Origin of the sequence: Paenibacillus thailandensis, from assembly GCF_042685365.1 — a bacterium.
Taxonomy (GTDB): domain Bacteria; phylum Bacillota; class Bacilli; order Paenibacillales; family Paenibacillaceae; genus Paenibacillus_AP; species Paenibacillus_AP thailandensis.
On sequence record NZ_JBHUMY010000041.1, the window covers coordinates 67,977 to 86,325 of the forward strand.

Consider the following 18,349-nt stretch of genomic DNA (forward strand, 5'->3'; position numbering starts at 1 on the left):
GAAGGAGGCAAGCCGTTCGCCTCCTTCCCCTATTTATTTCGCCTGCTCGATGGCATCCAATATTTCGCCGTACTCGGACCGGTATTTATCGATGACGGGTTTGACCGCCTCTTGCCACGGCTTCAAATCCGTAACCTCGGTGATCGTAACGCCGGCCGCTTTAATTTTCTCTTCGGACTCCTTCTCGAACCTGTCCCATTCCGCCCGCTGTACCGCGACAGACTCCTGGGCCGCCTCCAGAATAATTTTTTGGTCCGCTTCCGACAGCTTATCCCAAGTGATCTTGCTGATGAGCAGCGTTTCCGGCACGCGCTGATGCTGATCCAAAATCAAGTTTTTCGCATGCTGGTAATGATTGGACGTCAAGTAGCTCGGATAGTTGTTTTCGGCCGCGTCGATAATGCCGGTTTGCAGCGCGCTGAATACTTCGCCGTAGTTCATCGGCGTCGCATTGGCGCCCAAAGCTTCCATCAGGTCGATATTCACTTTGTTTTGAATGACCCGGATTTTCTGCCCTTTCAAATCGTCGATGCTGCCAAGGGGCTTCGTCGAATAAAAGCTTCTTGCGCCGGAGCTGTAATAGGCAAGCCCCTTCATGCGGGACGATTCGAGGCTGTCCAAGAGAGCTTTCCCTTTATCGCTCTCGAGAAACTTCCATAGATGCTCGTCGCTTTCAAAAATATAAGGAAGGCTGAACACTTCGTATTGCTTGTTAAAGCCGCCGAGCGCTCCCGTGCTCACGCGCGTAAACTCGATCGCGCCAAGCTGCACCTGCTCGATGACCGCTTTCTCTTCGCCGAGCTGTGCCGACGGGAACACTTCGATCGTGATGCGCCCGCCGGATTTCTCCTTGACGAGCTCCGCGAACTTCTGGTCGCCGACGACGGTCGGGTAACCCTCCGGATGCGCATCCGCCAAACGGAACGTATATTTGGGACCTTCCGTTTGGGAGCCGCCGGCGGAAGCGTCGGCCCCCGTTATCGTTTCCTTCGTGTTGCCGCCGCAGCCCGCAGCGAGCGCTCCCGCCATGACCACCGATAACAACGCCATCGTTAGCTTGCTTTTTTTCATTCCGAATTCGCCCCTCTACCAATTATAATTAAAATCATAGAAAGCGCATACATATTTTCTTGTTCCAATTATTCCCTAGAGATAAACGGCTTCACCCGAATAGGTTAGGCAGCCACATGACGATGCCTGGAATATAGGTCAGAATGAGCAGCACGACGCATAATACATAGAAGTACGGCATCATCCCTTTTGTCGCTTGCGAGACGGATATGTTGCCGATGGCCGCGCCAATGAACAATACGGTGCCGACCGGCGGCGTCAACAGCCCGATCCCGAGATTAAGCATCAAGATGATGCCGAAATGGACGGGATCCATCCCGATCGACGTGACGACCGGCAGCAGAATCGGCGTCATAATAAGAATGAGCGGAGCCATATCCATCGGCGCGCCAAGCAGCAGCAGCAGGATATTGATAATAAGCAAAATAATGATCGGATTGTCCGACACGGCCAGCATCCAATCCGTGATCATGCTCGGCACTTGCAGGTACGTGAGCACCCAGCTGAACGAAGCCGAAGCCGCGATCAGGAACAAGACCATCGATACGGTCCGGAACGTGCGCTTCAAGATGACGCCCATGCGCTTAAGCGGAATGTCCCGGTAGACAAAGAAAGTAAGGATAAAAGCGTACAAGCAGGCGATCGCCCCGCTTTCCGTCGCGGTAAACCAGCCGGTGAAGATGCCTCCCAGAATGATGACCGCCGTCATGAGCGACAGCAGCCCGTCCCGGATAATAACCGGGATGTCTTTCCTCGCCACCGGCTCGCCTTTTTCATAGCCGCGCTTGACCGCAAATACGTAGCTGGTCGCCATAAGCGCAAGGCACATCAAGAACCCCGGGACGATTCCTGCCAGAAACAAGCTCGAAATCGAGATGCCTCCTCCCGCCGCCAGCGAATAAAGCACCAGATTATGGCTCGGCGGCACGACGACGCCTTGAATCGCCGCGGAGACGGTCACGCCTACCGAATAATCGGTGTCGTACCCTTTCTTCTTCATCGACGGAATCATGATCGATCCGATCGAGGACACGTCGGCTGCAGCCGATCCGGATATGTTGCCGAAGAACATGCAAGCGACGCAGTTCACCATCGCAAGTCCGCCGCGGACGCCTCCGACGATCAGTTGGGCCAAATTGATGAGACGCAGCGCCATTTTGCCCTCGCCCATAATTTGTCCGGCCAAAATGAAAAATGGAATCGTCAGCAGCGAATACGAGTTCATTCCTTGTACCATCGTCTGGCCGATCGTCTCGAGCGGAATGCCGAGGTACAGGACGGTCAGGATAGAAGAGACGGCAAGGCCGAGGGCAACGGGAAAGCGAAGGATGATGAGCGCTGCAAAGCTGATTGCAAGAATACATATCGCGATTGTCGATTCGGCCATTACTCATGTCCCCCTAAATCTCGGTGTCTGCGCGTATCGACGCCGATAAATTGCAAAAACGCGTACACGCAAGTCAGCAATCCGGTTATCGGCATGACCATGTACAGAAGACTGTTCGGCCATCCGGTTGCGGGAAGCTCGGACTCGCTCATCAGGACGGTAAAGCGCCAGCCGTAATAAACGAGATAGACGCCGAAAGCAAAGATGACGGCATATATGACTTTGTCGAGAATCGCGTTTAGCCGCTTCGGCCATTTGGCCGTAAACGAGTCGATGCCGAGATGCAATTTTTCCCGGAAACCGAAAGCGATTCCAAGAAACGAAAACCAAACGAGCAGCAGCATCGTTATTTCTTCCGAACCGTGGAATACATAGCTGAATACTTTTCGCGTAAAAACTTGCACGGTAACGATTACGATCATCGCGACAAGCCCGATTAACGTAGCCGTCTCCAAAAAGGTGTCGATGGCCAGCGCGACTTTTTTAAGCGTTTTCATTTATCATCCCCCTCGGCTTGACGTGTAAGGCTGATTGCTTACTCATTGTAGCTTGATCGGAGGAGAGAGCGTGTAAGGGTCGTTTTATACTTTTTTGTGATTTTTTTAGAAGTTTGCTTAAGCCCCGGGCGCCGCGGCCGAAATTCGTATACACTCGACCTAAGCGGGTGATTCCAATGCTGGCTTATCGGGCATTTATTCACAAAAACCTAAGCATACGCTTACGAAGCCGGATTTTTGTTCCATGCCCCTTATCGGGGCATTTATTCACAAAAACCTAAGCATACGCTTACGAAGCCGGATTTTTGTTCCATGCCCCTTATCGGGGCATTTATTCACAAAAACCTAAGCACACGCTTACGAAGCCGGATTTTTGTTCCATGCCCCTTATCGGGGCATTTATTCACAAAAACCTTTAGGAGATGAAAAAAATGAGCAATATCGGAGTATGGGAAAAAGCGGAACCCGGCGTTGTACGCTGCATCAAGCAGGCCGGACAATCTTTAATGATGATGGAGGTGCATTTCGAGCCCGGAGCCGAAGGGTACGAGCACAGCCATGTCCACGAGCAGATGAGCTACTGCATCAAAGGCAAGCTTGTCTTCCGCATAAACGGCGTCGAAACGGTGCTGAAGGAAGGCGACACGATCAGCATTCCGAGCGGGGCCAAGCACGGCGTTACCGCGCTGGAAAGCTCGGTGCTGCTGGACGTGTTCACGCCGATCCGCGAGGACTTATTAAAGAGGTAGAACGTCAATTAGCCCCGGCATAGCGGCCGGGGCAATCGTCTGTTGTTTCGCTTCTCATTACGGTTTGATTTCAAAATAGTCGATCGTGCCGATCGCCTGCCCCTCGTCCCCTTCGAATGTAAAGTAAAGGTTGTGCGTGCCGATGGTCGGTTCGATCGGAACATTGGACGTCGTCCAACTCTGCCATCCGCCGGTGGGAGCGATAGGAAGCGTACCTATAACGGTACCCGCCGGGCCTCCCAACCGTATCTTGACCGTGCCTGAAACGGCCGAGGCGAGCCTCACATCGATGCTCTTCATCCCCGTCAGATCGACCTCGCCGTAAGCGGCCCAGTCGCCTTGCTGCAAGGAACCGATTCTGGTCCCCGTCTCCGCCTCCGACAAGGGATGAGTCTCAATCCCCATTTGCGAACTATATTCCTCGGCTTCCATTTTGACCGGAGCGGGATTCGCCGATTGGGCAGAGCCGTTAACGTGAATATTTTCCAACCCGTCATGGACCGTCTTCATGATGTTCACCATATCCGTATACGGCTGATCCTGCTGGTTGACCAGTCCGACGTTGTAGCTCTCGCCGTCCGGGCGCCCGGTTACCGGCTGATCGTAATAGGAAAACCAGCCCGAGCCGACGAACAACGGATGCGCGGCCTGGCTTTCCGCCAAAGCCTGGTAAGCCGTTCCTCGATCCGCAATGCTGGCCGCCATCGTAGCCGCCCTGACATTGGAAAGTCCGCGTTCGGACGATCCGAATGAAAGCTCCAGATTTAACAAAGGTTTTCCGTAATCCTCGTATCTGGAAATCCAGCCCGCATCCCTTGTATAGCTGTCGACGGAAAAGGCGTCTACATATTGCATGGCTTCCTGATCCCAATCCAAGCTCGTTCGCCAAGTGGGAACGACAGTTGTGCCGAGGAACAGATGGTTCGGGTCGTATTTATTAATAATGTCCCTGATCATGGAATGATACGTTCTGGACGCCAGCCGGATATACTCCGATACGTCGACCGCGGGGACTTTGCCGATATCGATCGGGGTATCTTTCAATGCGTCAAACGATTTGGCGTTCGTGCCCAGAAGCTTATTCACCGCGGCAAGGCTGCCGTTATATCTCGGCTTAAGAAAATCAACGAACGTTTCTTTAGCCGGAGAGTCCGAAGAATACGTCAGCACCTCTTTTACGATATCCGCATTCCAGCCCGCTTCATTGTCGTAGGTATAGCCGATCAGCCATTTGCTGTCTTTCGCCTCTTGAAGCTTCGCCTTCAGCGCGTTCTCGATGATGGTCCTGCTCTGCGGATCAAACACGTCGTACGTCCATTGTATCCTTCTCAAATCCGGCGGGTCTTGCAGCACTTGAATATACGGAAACGTGACGTTTCTCGGTTTCGTCCACTTGCTGAACGTATTAAAGCCCCACTCGATCAGACGCTTTTTGGTGATGTCCTCCCATTTCGCCTCAAAGTCGCTTCCGTATTTTTTCATTACATTGGCGATGACGAAGCTGACGTATTCCCCGTTTGCATCTTTGGTATAAGCAGGAGCGTAGTCGGTCCGATCGGGCAATTCTTCGAATATCCGCTTCGGGGTTCCGTCCTCATTCAGAATCGGCGTCTTATAGCCGTACTCCCACAAGCTTGCGGCATCGACCCCTTTCACGATAAAGGGATATCCGTCCGGCGTAATAAACCACCATTTGCCGTCGATGTTTTGCAGCCTGAAGTACCCGGTGCTTTCCTGCTTCCCCAGCCTTTTAATGCCTCCGTATGGATCGTATTTCGTCAGGTCCAGCGACACATCCGCCAGCGCCTTGGCCTCATCCGAATATTCCTGCCGCAGCTGGTCATCTGACGTAACCTTTCCCGGCCAAGTTTCGCTCGTCGAATAGCCGTATTTATCTACCAGCACGACTTCCTTCTTCAGTTCGGCTTTCAATTGTTCCGTCGTAAGCGCCTGTCCCGGCTTCCGCCCTTCAACCCCCGTACCTTTATAAATCTCAACTTCCGTCAAGGGAATATGTTGATAAGGCTGCGAACGGCTAACGGTCAAAATCATAAATCTGGCCGACTTGTTGGACATCGGAACGGTTACCGAGTAGTTCAAGCCGTTCCCCGTTCTTTCGTGCCGGTCGGCAATGGAATAACCCGTCGCCGCCTCGGAACGATATTTGACGGTAATGTCTTTAAATCCCCAATATTGGTTGGGCGAATTCAGCACTACGCGGACCTTGTTCAATGGGTAATCCTTTAACAGGTCAATCACGACATTCACGGTCCCGGGAGCGTTCTCGCCTCCCATCCAGCCCGCGTAAGACGGAGCCCCGTCGAACAACACGCCGTTTGCCGAGGATCGGAGTCCGTCCGCATTTAAATCGGGAGAGTTCCCTCCGTCCGGAGTAAGACTATAGAAATAGTTTCCCGTTTTTAATAGAGTGTCTTCCTCTTCTTCCTTGCCGATCATAACAATAACCGATATGACGACAAATGCGGCCAACAAGAACGTCATAACCCCGTTGCGATTAACCTTGAAGCTTGTCTTCACAGGATGCAGAACCTCCTCTTGGAATACTCATTTATCGCCACCTCGAACGGCTTCGTATTTTCGCATATTATATTACTCCCAATCGCCCGCCCGCAACTTACCTTGTTCGATGCCATACCGGCGCAGGGCGGCGGCGAGCTGACTGAACGGCAAAAAAGACAGCTACGGATGGTAGCTGTCTAATGCAAAGCGCGCCGCCGGCCGGTCAATCCCAGAACGAAATCGTAGCGCTGCCGCCAAAGGCCTTATAAACGTAAAACTCGGCCCGCTTGTTGTCGCCGTCCACGAAGCCGCCGATATCGCGGAAGGCGCCGCAGGCGCCGGCGTATAAGTATACGTAGCCTACCCGGTCATCCGCATTCGACGGATCGTATTCATATAAGTTATAGTAGCCGGACGGGCCGGCCTCAAGGCAGATCAGAAAGTCTCCGCCTGCGGAATTGGCGGTCGCGCTGGAGGTAGTAAACGTAGAAGAGCCGATATAATCCCATTCGCCTGCACCCATCGGGGTAACGGTCGCCTGCGGGGTGAGGGGCGACGCCGTTTCGCCGCTTGTAAAGCCGGTCAGGAACGGGAGACTGAGCGCGATCGTAAGCACGAGCAGAAATAAACGAACGTTTTTCATAATAAACCCTCCTTAAAGGTAAAATTTGGACATTCCATCCATTACCTAACTATACCTTTTTTTATAAAATTTACATGAAACATAGGAACCATTTTTATACAGATTAAGATAGTTCTGAGAACCTGTAGCTCTTATGAAAAGAACCCCGCATCGTCGAAACGATGAGGGGTTCTTTCGGCTAATGCAGCGGGGATGCAACTGCTCGACATGATCCACATAATCTGTAGTACTGAACGCAAACAATTTTTATATAAACCCTCGTGTCCGGCATTGACGCTATCTTCATAGAAGGGGAGATTATGTAGTGAATTTTTCTTTCAAAGCCTTCGCTAGAATGTTTATTGGCCGCCGTGTCGTCATTTTTACAACAGGCTCGCCCCGAGGCTTAAACGGTACCGCAGAACCTGCTCGATTCCAAGGTGTGATACGTCAGGTGGGAAAAGATTTCATTTGTTTTATTACGGATGAAAGAAGACGCGTCATCATTAGAAACGACGAGATCGTTGCTTTGGTCGGACAGAGGCCGGGAATAAGAAATAAGAGGAATGCTTGAAGCAGACGATAAAGAAAGGGGTCTTGAAATGTTGACTTTCCGGCAGAAAGTACGAAGATTATTAGGAAGGCGGGTTTTTATTTCCACAACTGGACTCGCCGTGGATGAAGCCGGTTCAGCCGAGTTCGACGGTGTCTTAAAAATGGTCGGCAAAGACGTGCTTGTGATCCTTTCGGAACGGAGACCTATTGCCATTAGAATTAGCGAGATCATATCGTTAACCCCCCTCAACAATAGAACCGCTCTAAAAAGAAAACTCACCTAGCTTGAGGTGAGTTTTTTTGCTTTCTGGTTTTATCGGTTTACCCAGGAAGTACCGTCGGTAAAGACAACCTTGTCGATTTTAATGTCGTAGATCGCGCTTGTACCATCATCCCCGCTTAGTCCCCTTCTTCGCGCAGCCCCTTCATATGATCGAGATGCTTAAATCCCCAATCGCACATTGCAGTCAATACGGGCGCCAGCGTTTTGCCGTAATCGGTTAAATGGTATTCGACTTTCGGAGGAATCTCCGGGTAGACGCGGCGTTCAACGAGCCCGTCCCGTTCGAGCTCCCGAAGCTGATTCGCGAGGGTGCCTTGCGTAATGCCGGCGAGCATCCGCTTCAGCTCTCCGAATCGCTTGGTGCCCCGATAAAGCAATAGGAACAGGATTAAAGGCTTCCATTTTCCCCCGACGACCTCCAATATCGCCAATATGCCTTGATTCGATGTCTCCTCGCGGATTTTTGCTTCCATCAACATCAGCTCCTTCCTTTACTTTATCAGACTATCTCGAATCGCAATAGTAATCTTTCTATTCGTACTTAGTACGTTATAACGTACCGTCATTAGAAAGCCCATACCCCGCCTAAAGTACGTCCGAAAGGACTAAGTACGTGTAAAAAGCGTACTTTGCAAAGCCGGAAATGTCCTTAATAATGGGGTGGTAAAAGGCAGGTTGATTGACAAGCATAAAAATCGCAAAGGATGATGGTCATGAAAACGATGGTAATTGTCGCGCATCCCAACATGAAAGAGTCCGTATGGAACAAAGCGCTGGCGGACGGATTAAAAAACGAGCCGGGTATTTACATACGCGATTTGTATGAGGAGTATCCGCTTTGGAGGATTAATGCCGAACGAGAGCAGCAATTGCTGCTCGAATATGACCGGATCGTATTCCAGTTCCCTTTCTATTGGTACAGCTGCCCGCCGCTGCTCAAAAAGTGGTTTGACGACGTTCTGACCTATGGCTGGGCGTATGGACCCGGGGGGGACCATCTAAAGGGGAAGGAATTCCTGGTCGCTACCACAACGGGAGGATCCGAGAACGAATATCGCGCCGGCGGACGCAATTGGTTTACCGTCAGCGAATATATTCGGCCGATTCAAAGCACCATTAATCGTTGCAACGGTACGTTCCTTCCGGCCTTTGTGTCGTATAATCCGACTGCTAAAACTCTTACAACCGAAGCGGAGCGGTATGCCGAGCATATTCGGAGCCCCTTGGCGGAGCTCGCACGATAAAGGAAATCAAAGCGGGCAGCGTAATCCGATTGGACTTAGCAAGACAAGGACGATCATGCAAAAACATGCAAACTCTCATCCGCCTGCTGCGGCTTGGAGTTTGCATGTTCATTCCGCTCTCGCCCTACTCCTCAAATGAAAGGTTGTAAGGTTCGTCCCGCTCCAAATCATCGAGCTCCATGTTTGTCGTCGGCACGCTGTCGTCCACCTCTTCGAAGCGGAAGCCGTCCACCCAAGCCTGTCCCGGGCCCATCAGCAAAACGCCGAACGAAATCGTCGCGCTGTTATCCGGAATATCGAGGACGATCGCGTAATGGTTCCAGTTGGTGTCTCCCGTTATTTTCCGGTTGTGCATGTTATCGAAGCGCAGCACGTCCTGCGCGTTATTGTCGACTCTCATCCACAAGCCGCAAAACTGCTCCACGCCCCTCGTTTTGACGAAACCGGAAAAACGCATTCTTTTGCCGATATAACGATTCGCTTTAAATTGCTGCATCATCGTCGCGAAAGCTTCCGGGCTTTCCGGCGTAACCGCCTTGATATAACCCGATGCGTTCCCCTGGTGCACGTAGCTGCGGTCGATTCCGATCTCGTATTGATGCGGATGGCTCCCGCTTAGAAACCAGCCTTTTACCGGCGATTCCGTATTCATCGTTCCCTCTCCTTTGGCAGCATGCGTCATCGAAGCGAACATTTTGCGGTAACGCCCCGGCGGCATGCCGTACGTTTTTTTAAATGCGCGGGTGAAAGCCTCCTGGCTTTCGAAGTAACAGTGAAAAGCCAAATCGATAATGGGCATGTCCGAATACAGGAGCAGTCTCGAAGCCATGCAGAGCCGCCGGCTCCTTACGTAATCGGCCACGTTCATGCCGATCTCCCTGCGGAACAGCCGGTGAAAATGATACGGCGAAAATCCGGCATGCGCCGCGATCTGCTCCAGCGTAATGTCCTCCTCCAGTCGTTCCTCCATATATCGAATGCTTTCCTGAATGATGCTGCGGATAGTCAAGGCGGCGCCCTCCTTTGCTTTAACGATACCAGATCGGCGCATCCTGTTTTTTGATTATTTTTGCGATGTTGACTAAGACGCCAAGCGGCGCCGGACAGCAAGAAACCCTCCGGGACAGGCTGCGAAAGCCGATCCAAGAGGGATATAATTAGTTATAATATCGAATAAAACGGTTGGCTCGGCAATATCAAATTATGGCGTTATGCCCTATGCCTGACCGCTCTATGGAGAGGTCCTATGTATATAGAAAAGGAGAGGCCCCGATCATCGTCGACGAAGCAACTTGAAGCAACTTAATGCAAAATCAACAAAAGCAAAAGGGATAACCCCATATATGCGGCCGTATAGGGCGCGTTCCAATTGGATACGTTGTACGGGCTGCGCTCGATAAGCCCCGCCATCATGCCGGCCGTCGCATTGTACGGTCCCATCAGAAACGCCGTCGTCGCGCCCGTAAGCATGGCGATGGCGGTTAAATGCGGCGGCAAGCCGAGCGCGGCCGGGTCCAGCGATTCGGCGGCCAGCGCCAAACCGACCGCGGGGTGCAAACCGGCAAACGCCAGAACAAACGGAATAAACGGAATGCAGAGCAGGAACATCTCGCTGCCGATCCAATCCTTGAATGCGGCGATCCCTTCGTTCAACACATGGCCCGCTCCGGTTGTCTGAATCGCCGTGATCATAAACCCCGCGCTCAAGTATACGAAAAACTGGTCCTGCATCCGAAGCAGCTGCTCGGGCATGCTCTTGCGGGCTTCCTTCAGAAACTGCCTGCCTTGTCCGATGAGCATCGACCAGACCAAAGCGAACGGAACGACCGTCACGGACACCAGCATCAGAAAGCCGAGATTCGTCAAACCCTCCATGATCGAAATGAGCGCATTAAACAGCAAAATAGCCGCAATAATCTGTGCCGGATGCTTGGCGCCGCCGCTCTTGAGAATATCGGCGAACCGCGCCCGATTGCCTTGCGTTGCCGCGAGCTTTAGCCGCTCTTCTACGCCGTTCGCTTCAACCGGGCTGTCCTTCGCTTCCGCAAGCTCCCCGATCGCGCCCGCGCCGTTAGCCCGACGGATTATCCGGCGCTTGGCAATCCACATCCCCATTCCGATATCCAAGGCTAGTCCAATTAGACTAAACGGGATGACAACCGGCAAAATGTCGATCCACCGCACGCCCGTCATCTCGACGACGATGCCCATAATCGGCGCCAAAGGAGACCACAACACGGGCATGCTGTAGCCGTGGGTAATCGCCCTGCTGACGAACCGGTCCCGGTCTTGAATGGGATACAACTCGAGCGACGGCCGAATCGTTTGATGCACCATCGGAAGCGCGGCCAAATTCATAAAGGCGCAGAACATGTACGACAACGACGAAGTGACCGCATACAGCGCGCCGGAGTGCCTAACCCGCGACCGGATCATCGCCTGAACGCCCCTCTCGTACTTGCCCAGCCGAAGCGGTATCGCAATGAGAGGAACAAGGGCGAACAAGCTCAGTACGTTAAGCATATAGCCGAAGCTGAGCAAAGCTTCCTGCAGCGATGCGCCCCCTACGGCCAGGAGGAAGCCGCCTATCGTCAGAAACACCGTGCCCGCAGCTTTGACGAAACCGGTCACCGATCGGAATACGGCCGCGATAACGGCCAAGCTGAGCGCGGAGACGATAGAGGACCATAGGGCGCCGGGAAAAAAGACCGAGCAAAGATAAGCGGTTATCGCCAGCGTAAATAGAATCGGCTTCATCGGATCGATTCTGTTGCGGCGTCCGCCCGGCAGGCCAACAGACAGGATGGCATGGCGCACCGCTCCCCTTTCCTTCATATCTGGCAAATTGGATGTGAGCTCCCGTTAAAAAGCGCAAACCGCTTAAGCCATCCCGTGCGGCCATGTTCCGAGCTGGCTCGGGACATGGCCGCCTGGCCGGAACGGCTTCCCGAAAGACGGCTTGCCGCGGACCATGCATGCGCCGCTGCCTCCGGCGCATCGACGAGACTTCAAGCGAGCCTTGTCCATTGTCCGTTTTACCTCTCGAAATGGTTGCGCCTGAGCGCATAATGCCCTATCGCCGTAACGAGGCCATAGAGAAGGATCGACAACAGCGCCAGCATGGCGATGCTGACCATAACCATATCCATCTGGAATACCTGTCCGCCGTAAATGATTAAATAACCGAGTCCCGCCTTCGACGACAGAAACTCGCCCATGATGACCCCGACCAGCGTCAGGCCGACGTTGACTTTGAGCGTCGCGATCAAGTTCGGCACGCTTGCCGGCAGCAGCACCATGCGGAGCATCTGCAGCTTGGTTGCGCCAAACGACTCCATCAGCTTCAGCTTCGACTTGCTGATTTCTTTAAAGCCGGATTCGATCATCATGATCGTGACGATAATCGAAATCGCGATCGCCATGCCGTAAACGGAATACCGGTCGCCCAGCCAGATGTAGAAGATCGGTCCAAACGCCACCTTCGGCAGCGCGTTCAGCACGACCATATAAGGCTCCAGCACGCTGGAAGCGTACGTGGACCACCAGAACAGGACGGCGATCAGCATGCCGACCGTCATCGAGATCGCAAGGCCGATAATCGTCTCCAGCGCGGTTACCCCGGTGTGATGCCACAAGTTCCCCGCCGTCGCAAGCTCCCAGAACGAGGTGACAAGGCGCGACGGCTGACTGGTCAGCATCGGATCGATCCATCTGAGCGACGCGGCCAGCTCCCATAAGCCGAGAAAGACGGCCAATACGGCAAGACGGGACAATTGAACGAGCCATCTGTTTCTTTTTTGCCGGGATAAATAGCGAAGATACGCCGGCGAAGCCGGCTGTCCGGCTTGAGCGGCCGACGAACGGTCGCTGGAGATGGACAATTCTTTAACGGGCAGTGACGACATGACCGTCCAACTCCCTCCATATAGCGTTAAAATATTGATTGTAGCGGCTAGCCTCGCGTTTTTTCCACGGGGATAACCCTTCTCCTTCGTCAAACTGAATATCGTATACCGCCGATATCGTGGCCGGCCGTTTCGACATGACCATGACGCGGTCGGCCATGCTGATCGCTTCCGAGATGTCGTGCGTGACGAGAATGGCCGTCTTGCCTTGGTCCTTGATAATGCGGTGGATATCGTCGGCAAGCGTCAGCCGGGTTTGATAATCCAGCGCGGAGAAAGGCTCGTCAAGCAACAAAATGTCCGGCTCGGCCACAAGCGTCCGGATTAAAGCGACCCGCTGGCGCATGCCGCCCGACAGCTGCATCGGGTTATGGTAGGCGAAGCCGCCAAGGCCGTACCGTTCGAGCAGCTCGAGCGCTTTCTCTCGCGCTTTTCGTTTGTTCATGCGCCGGATTTCGGCTCCGACGAGCAAGTTGTTCAGCACGTCCCGCCATTCGAACAGATGATCGTGCTGCAGCATGTACCCCACCTTGGGGGAAGTGCCCCGCACTTCCTTCCCGTCGATCTCGACCGTTCCGGCCGTCGGCTTCTGCATGCCGGAGATAAGGGAGAGCAGGGTGCTTTTCCCGCACCCGCTCGGCCCTACGATGCTGATAAATTCGCCTTGCTCAATCGACAGCCGGATATCGCGCAGCGTTTCGGTTTCCTGTTTAGGCGTAAAATAACTCAGCTTGACATCCCGCAGTTCGATTTGCGCCATCGTTTATTCCGCACCCCCGATCTTCTGCACGAAGCTCATATCGACGACCGCGTTCATGTCGGCGATCTTCTCCTCGGCCTTCAGCACGCCGTTCTCGATCAGCACGCCCTGCAGCTTCTCGAACGCTTCCGCCGTCAGCTCCGGCTTCTCCGGCCATGTGCCTTGATCCTTATACCGGTGAATCGACTGGATAATCAGCTCCTTGGATGTGCCTTCGAAGAACGGGCTTAACGCCTCGGCGATTTCGTCGTCGGACGCGGTGCCGAGCCATGCGGTGCCTTTCGCGACGGCGTTCACGAAGCTTTGGATCACGTCCGGATGCTCGGCGATATAGTCCGACGTCGCGACGTACGACGTTTCCGGGAAGTCGCCGAACGCTTCGCCGAGCGACGCGACGTAATGCGCCTTGCCCTCCTGCACGAGCGTCGAGGCGACGGGCTCGAACAGCTGGATATAGTCGCCCTGGCCGCTGGTGAAAGCCCCGGCAAGCGCCGGCGACGCGATGTTCGTGACGACGGCCGCGTCCGTTACGCCTTCTTGGATCAGCGTCGAGTTCATGACCATCTGCGGGGCGCTGCCCGGCCGCCAGCCGAGGACGGTTTTGCCGGATAAGTCCTTCCAGTCGAAGGCGTCCGTCTTCTCGCGGGAGAGCAGGAACGAGCCGTCCTTCATCGTCAGCTGGTGGAATATTTTGAGCGTCTTGTCGCCCTTCTGATTGTAAATATAGATGGCCGTTTCCGGGCCTACGAGCGAAATGTCGGCCGTACCGGCGATAAGCGCGGCCGCCCCTTTATCCGAGCCTTGCGCCGTCGTCATATCGACGATCAGACCTTCTTCCTCGAAGAAGCCCTTCGACATCGCGATGTAATGCGGCGCATAGAAGATCGAGCGGATGACTTCCGAAAATTTGACCGTCACCTTCTCCTTCGACGTCTCGGACGGCGACGGATCGGCGGACGCCGCGGGCGGCGCGGAGCCGCTTGGCGACGGGCTTGGGCTTGGCGGCGTGTTATTGCCTCCTCCTCCTCCGCAGGCAGCCGCGAAGAAGAGCAGCATGGCGGCAATGACAGACAATGCGGCTTTACTTTTCCTCATGGATTGGTTCCCCCTCCATAATATTCAATATATTGAAACGGTCCTGGACGACGGGCCCGCCACAAGGTGCTTCTCCGCCATTTCCCTGCCGTATGCAACCATGCCCCGATGGCCGATTCCGCTAAGCGGCACCGCCGTCATCCGCTCCCGCAGCAAATAAATTTCCGTATCCGGAAGCAGCTTCTCGAGGGCGCAGGCAAGCGGCAAGCCGTTCTCCATAATTTCGACCGAATGCGGGTTGCCGACGATAAAATTAAGACCCCGCTGCCGCGCCAGCTCCACGATCGGATGGTTCTCGCGCACTCTGCTGATGCTCGCAATGATCGTATCGGTCTCCGGGTACATCAACAGCGCTTGCTCCATATGCTGAAGCGAAAAGCCCGTATGCGGAAAAAAATGAAGAATATGCCGGACCGGACAATCTCTCGTTCCGCTTAAGCATAGCGGCGGGTTCGCGACGGTCGCCTCCTGCAAGGCCGGCTCGCCGCGAATGGCCCGTTCCGCTTCCAGCAGGTCGACGTCGATCTCCCGACCCGCATGGGAAGCCATATGCGCCATCAAGCCGCCGACCGTCGTTAATCCTTCAAGCGCGATCCCCTTGTGAAGAACGTTGCCCGGCAGACCTCCGAAAGAGATGTCTGTTATTAGCTTATGATGGCCGTGCAGAAACGTTAAACCGGGATGAAGGCCGTGGAACGCCTCGTGCATTTCGATGACGGCCAGATCGTACAGCGGCAAGTAGTCCGCGAACGGCACGCCGCCCGAGCTGGCCGCATCCGCGACGGGATGGTGCACGACCAGCAGGTCCAGCTTCATGCCGGACGCCAGCTCGATCATCGATTCGGTAAGCGTCATGCCGACGCCGATCCGGGAGACCGGCTTGTTTTTGTCTCCGAATACGAGCCCGGGAATTTCCATCACGCTTTTGCCCGGAATGTTGGAGTTTTTCATGACGACGTACGGATTGCCGCCCGAAGCGATCTCCTCCCAATTCATCACCATTCTGCCGCCGGAAATGCGGTTTAGCGCCTCCAGGACGATGCCAATATCGGTTCCCGACCGGGACAGCTCTGACAACAACAAGCTCCCACTCCTCTCTCCTTTAAATTCATGCCGGCTCCGCCCTTAAACCGATACGCAAAAAACCGCCAATTATGAACATACCGGGACCATCGATTACATGATCGCAATATGTCGCACAATTGGCGGTTTAAAGGCTCTCGGGCAGCGAGTTCCTCTCTACCTGCCGCTTCGTTCGTCCGGCGCGGGGTTCATGGCTTCGCATCTCGTCCTTTAGGGAAGGATCCGCCGCCATAAGCCGTCTGCCGCAAACTTTGCGCTCCAGCCGTTTATGTATCGTCTTGTTGTTCAGGCTTGCCGTTTTCTTGTCAACTAATATAACATGATTGTAACGGCAAGACAAGAGAATTTAAATAATTTTCTGAATTATTACTCGAATATAACGCAAATATGTTCGGATCGAGGCAGATTAAGGCGCAAGCTTGTGTTTAAAAATGATGATAGTGCCCGAAATTTCGGCCTCCGGGTCATAATCCTTCAGCACGGCGACAATGTCGAGGCCCAAGCTGCGTTCCAATTCCTCCTTGAGCCTCTTCTTGTTGACTTCCATGATCAGCATATCGACGCTTGCGGTTATGCTGCGGTGTTCGCCGTCCAACACCTTGAGCGCGGGAATCCGCTTATGCGTGGCGAAGATCAGCACTTTGTCGCCGACGACGTCGATCTTCTGCGACTTGATCCCAACCCCGAATATTTCCTGATTGATCGTGTTGTAAATTTTAATAATCTCCTGCTTAAGCTCCCCAGGCGACAACTCCCGTTTCATGCTTCTCCCCTCCTTAACGCTCCGTGTACCGTATAACGTTCACTGCATTAACAATTCGGCATTTTTGCATCGTTACCTTTTCGCTTTAATTTCGCTTCAACAATCTTATAATAAAAAAACCGACGAATCGCCGCCTTTGGGCTTCGTCGGTTTTTGTGTCGTTTTTCTCGAAAAAAACTATTCCTGTTCCCGGCGCTGCCCGGCTTTGGCGATTTCCTCTTCGGCATCCGCTTCAACGCCTTCAAGGTCCTGCCTTTCGATATGGCCTTTCACCGCCGCAACCGCGGCTTCTTCCGCATCTTCGATCGAATCGTTGCCGTCGTACACGATGCGCGATTCGTCATACTGCTCGTTGCGATGCTTTACGGGCGCATAAACTTTGTTTTCGTTTTCCATGCGGTCTCATTCCTTTTCCGAATCATCTGGATATTTTGAAGTCATCTGCAGAGCGGCGGATAGCCGTCGTTCTCTTCCATTTCTTCAAGCTGTTCGCGAATTTCCGCGTCCTGCGGCATTTCCGCGACGACTTTAACCTCCGGGGTTCGTTCGGTCGTCTCGTTATTGTCGTTCGTCGTACGCTGCCGGTTCGGCATGGACACTCTCCCCTTTCGCAGGCGAAATTTAGAAATGCAGGCATGTTTATGTTGCGTAACAGGCGGCTTTTCTATTCCGCGCCGCTATTCGGGCCCGTTCCATTCCTGGCTTTTTATTCATATTTTCTTCACATAAGTCTGGTTTAATAGGAAAGGAAATTACATATGGAAAAGGAGCCCTTACCTCATGAGATTATGGAAAAAACCGATGGTCATCGCAGCGGCGTCCGCCGTCCTTGTATCCGGAGCATTGATGACGAACACCACGTTTGCCGCAGAAGCGCAAAAAAAGCTGACCGCCGTGTACAGCGACATCGTCATTAAGTTCAACGGTTCCACGGTCAGCACCGATTCGGCGACCGAGCCGTTTATCGTCAACGGAACGACGTTCGTTCCCGTACGTTTGATCGGCGAAGCGACGGGAAGTACGGTAACCTGGGATCAAACGACCAAAACGATCAACATTGCGGACGATTCCTCCGCCAATCAGGAAACCGTCAACAGCCTTACGCAGCAGCTTGCCGAAGCGCAAATCCAGCTCGCGGACAAGGAAGCGGAAATTGCCGAGCTAACTTCTCAATTGGCGGCCGCTCTGGAAGACGACGAAGCGGATATCGACGATCTCGAAAGCGATATTCAGGACGATTATGAAGATTACGAAGACACGGAAGCCAGCATTTCGCTCTCCGGCGACGAGGACGAGATTGAAGTAACGATTGAAGTGGATGAAGACGGCTGGGACGATCTGTCCACCTCCAAGCAAACCTCCTACCTGCAGGACATTGTCGACGATATTCTCGATGTGTATGAGGATGCCGCCGTTGAAGGCACGGTTGAGAACGACGATTCGGATACGCTCGCCAGCTTCGAGACGGACAGCAGCGGCGACGTAGACATGGTGGACGAAGATATGGACATCGGCGACTTGGAAGATCAGCTGAACGATGATTGGGGAGACTATCAAGACGTAAACTGGGATATCTATGTATCCGGCGATGAAGACGAGATGACGATTGAAGTTTATGTGGCCGAAGAAGATTGGGACGAGTTGAGCACGACCAACATCAACAATTTCCAGGACAACGTAATGGACGACGCGGAGGACGCATTCCCGGATGCGGACATCGAAGGCATCATCTACAGCGTGGATGACGGCAGCGAGCTGGATACGTTCTAATCGTCTCCAATTAGTCCATAATTAAGCGAAAAAGCGGGGAGTGTC

The 18,349-nt window shown here is 53.5% G+C and carries 19 protein-coding genes; 4 read left to right on the forward strand and 15 right to left on the reverse strand.

All coding sequences use genetic code 11. The features are described 5' to 3' along the window. Positions 1 to 33: 33 nt before the first annotated feature. The 3 genes from ACFSW5_RS24045 to ACFSW5_RS24055 all read right to left on the reverse strand — a co-directional run bounded on the left by ACFSW5_RS24045 (position 34) and on the right by ACFSW5_RS24055 (position 2,955). Positions 34 to 1,071: a TRAP transporter substrate-binding protein gene (locus ACFSW5_RS24045; protein WP_379279080.1), complete on the reverse strand. Its 1,038-nt coding sequence runs from the start codon at positions 1,069 to 1,071 to the stop codon at positions 34 to 36. Positions 1,072 to 1,162: 91 nt separating this feature from the next. Next, the gene (locus ACFSW5_RS24050) at positions 1,163 to 2,458 is read right to left on the reverse strand and encodes a TRAP transporter large permease (protein ID WP_379279083.1); all 1,296 of its coding nucleotides are present in this window, start codon (positions 2,456 to 2,458) and stop codon (positions 1,163 to 1,165) included. Next, positions 2,458 to 2,955 carry a TRAP transporter small permease gene (locus tag ACFSW5_RS24055; RefSeq protein ID WP_379279086.1) on the reverse strand — a complete coding sequence of 166 codons (498 nt, stop codon included), beginning with the start codon at positions 2,953 to 2,955 and terminating at the stop codon, positions 2,458 to 2,460. The genes ACFSW5_RS24050 and ACFSW5_RS24055 overlap by 1 nt, the downstream gene beginning before the upstream one ends. A 431-nt stretch (positions 2,956 to 3,386) precedes the next feature. Between ACFSW5_RS24055 and ACFSW5_RS24060 the strand changes: the two genes are divergently transcribed. Further along, positions 3,387 to 3,704, forward strand: coding sequence for a cupin domain-containing protein (locus tag ACFSW5_RS24060; protein ID WP_379279088.1), 318 nt, complete (start codon positions 3,387 to 3,389; stop codon positions 3,702 to 3,704). 57 nt (positions 3,705 to 3,761) lie between these two features. Here ACFSW5_RS24060 and ACFSW5_RS24065 read toward each other — a convergent pair whose 3' ends face one another. Next, on the reverse strand, positions 3,762 to 6,242 hold the full coding sequence (locus tag ACFSW5_RS24065; RefSeq protein WP_379279090.1) for a carbohydrate-binding protein: 2,481 nt from the start codon (positions 6,240 to 6,242) through the stop codon (positions 3,762 to 3,764). A 205-nt stretch (positions 6,243 to 6,447) separates the two neighbouring features. Continuing rightward, positions 6,448 to 6,867: a hypothetical protein gene (locus ACFSW5_RS24070; RefSeq protein ID WP_379279093.1), complete on the reverse strand. Its 420-nt coding sequence runs from the start codon at positions 6,865 to 6,867 to the stop codon at positions 6,448 to 6,450. Positions 6,868 to 7,412: 545 nt separating this feature from the next. Here ACFSW5_RS24070 and ACFSW5_RS24075 point away from each other — a divergent pair. After that, positions 7,413 to 7,685, forward strand: coding sequence for a hypothetical protein (locus ACFSW5_RS24075; protein WP_379279095.1), 273 nt, complete (start codon positions 7,413 to 7,415; stop codon positions 7,683 to 7,685). Between the two features lie 115 nt (positions 7,686 to 7,800). Here ACFSW5_RS24075 and ACFSW5_RS24080 read toward each other — a convergent pair whose 3' ends face one another. After that, positions 7,801 to 8,157: a winged helix-turn-helix transcriptional regulator gene (locus tag ACFSW5_RS24080; protein ID WP_379279097.1), complete on the reverse strand. Its 357-nt coding sequence runs from the start codon at positions 8,155 to 8,157 to the stop codon at positions 7,801 to 7,803. Between the two features lie 240 nt (positions 8,158 to 8,397). Between ACFSW5_RS24080 and ACFSW5_RS24085 the strand changes: the two genes are divergently transcribed. Next, on the forward strand, positions 8,398 to 8,928 hold the full coding sequence (locus tag ACFSW5_RS24085) for an NAD(P)H-dependent oxidoreductase (RefSeq protein ID WP_379279101.1): 531 nt from the start codon (positions 8,398 to 8,400) through the stop codon (positions 8,926 to 8,928). 124 nt (positions 8,929 to 9,052) lie between these two features. On the opposite strand, the gene ACFSW5_RS24090 is transcribed toward ACFSW5_RS24085, so the two are convergent. The 9 genes from ACFSW5_RS24090 to ACFSW5_RS24130 form a co-directional block, all read right to left on the reverse strand. After that, on the reverse strand, positions 9,053 to 9,937 hold the full coding sequence (locus ACFSW5_RS24090; protein WP_379279103.1) for a helix-turn-helix domain-containing protein: 885 nt from the start codon (positions 9,935 to 9,937) through the stop codon (positions 9,053 to 9,055). A gap of 293 nt (positions 9,938 to 10,230) precedes the next feature. Then, positions 10,231 to 11,763, reverse strand: a complete 1,533-nt coding sequence (locus ACFSW5_RS24095) for a hypothetical protein (protein WP_379279170.1) — start codon at positions 11,761 to 11,763, stop codon at positions 10,231 to 10,233. Between the two features lie 200 nt (positions 11,764 to 11,963). Continuing rightward, a complete protein-coding gene (locus ACFSW5_RS24100) occupies positions 11,964 to 12,833 on the reverse strand; it encodes an ABC transporter permease (protein WP_379279105.1) in 870 nt (289 codons plus the stop codon). Then, the gene (locus ACFSW5_RS24105; protein WP_379279107.1) at positions 12,814 to 13,593 is read right to left on the reverse strand and encodes an ABC transporter ATP-binding protein; all 780 of its coding nucleotides are present in this window, start codon (positions 13,591 to 13,593) and stop codon (positions 12,814 to 12,816) included. The genes ACFSW5_RS24100 and ACFSW5_RS24105 overlap by 20 nt, the downstream gene beginning before the upstream one ends. Positions 13,594 to 13,596: 3 nt before the next feature. Next, entirely contained in the window at positions 13,597 to 14,688 is a 1,092-nt protein-coding gene (locus ACFSW5_RS24110; RefSeq protein ID WP_379279110.1) for an ABC transporter substrate-binding protein, read from the reverse strand. A 24-nt stretch (positions 14,689 to 14,712) separates the two neighbouring features. After that, entirely contained in the window at positions 14,713 to 15,771 is a 1,059-nt protein-coding gene (locus ACFSW5_RS24115) for a Nif3-like dinuclear metal center hexameric protein (protein WP_379279115.1), read from the reverse strand. A gap of 406 nt (positions 15,772 to 16,177) precedes the next feature. Next, the gene (locus tag ACFSW5_RS24120; protein WP_379279117.1) at positions 16,178 to 16,534 is read right to left on the reverse strand and encodes a Na-translocating system protein MpsC family protein; all 357 of its coding nucleotides are present in this window, start codon (positions 16,532 to 16,534) and stop codon (positions 16,178 to 16,180) included. A gap of 177 nt (positions 16,535 to 16,711) precedes the next feature. Then, entirely contained in the window at positions 16,712 to 16,930 is a 219-nt protein-coding gene (locus ACFSW5_RS24125; protein WP_379279119.1) for a hypothetical protein, read from the reverse strand. Positions 16,931 to 16,971: 41 nt separating this feature from the next. Then, entirely contained in the window at positions 16,972 to 17,127 is a 156-nt protein-coding gene (locus ACFSW5_RS24130; protein ID WP_379279122.1) for a hypothetical protein, read from the reverse strand. Between the two features lie 187 nt (positions 17,128 to 17,314). Between ACFSW5_RS24130 and ACFSW5_RS24135 the strand changes: the two genes are divergently transcribed. Then, entirely contained in the window at positions 17,315 to 18,304 is a 990-nt protein-coding gene (locus ACFSW5_RS24135) for a stalk domain-containing protein (RefSeq protein ID WP_379279126.1), read from the forward strand. The last annotated feature ends 45 nt before the right edge of the window (positions 18,305 to 18,349 follow it).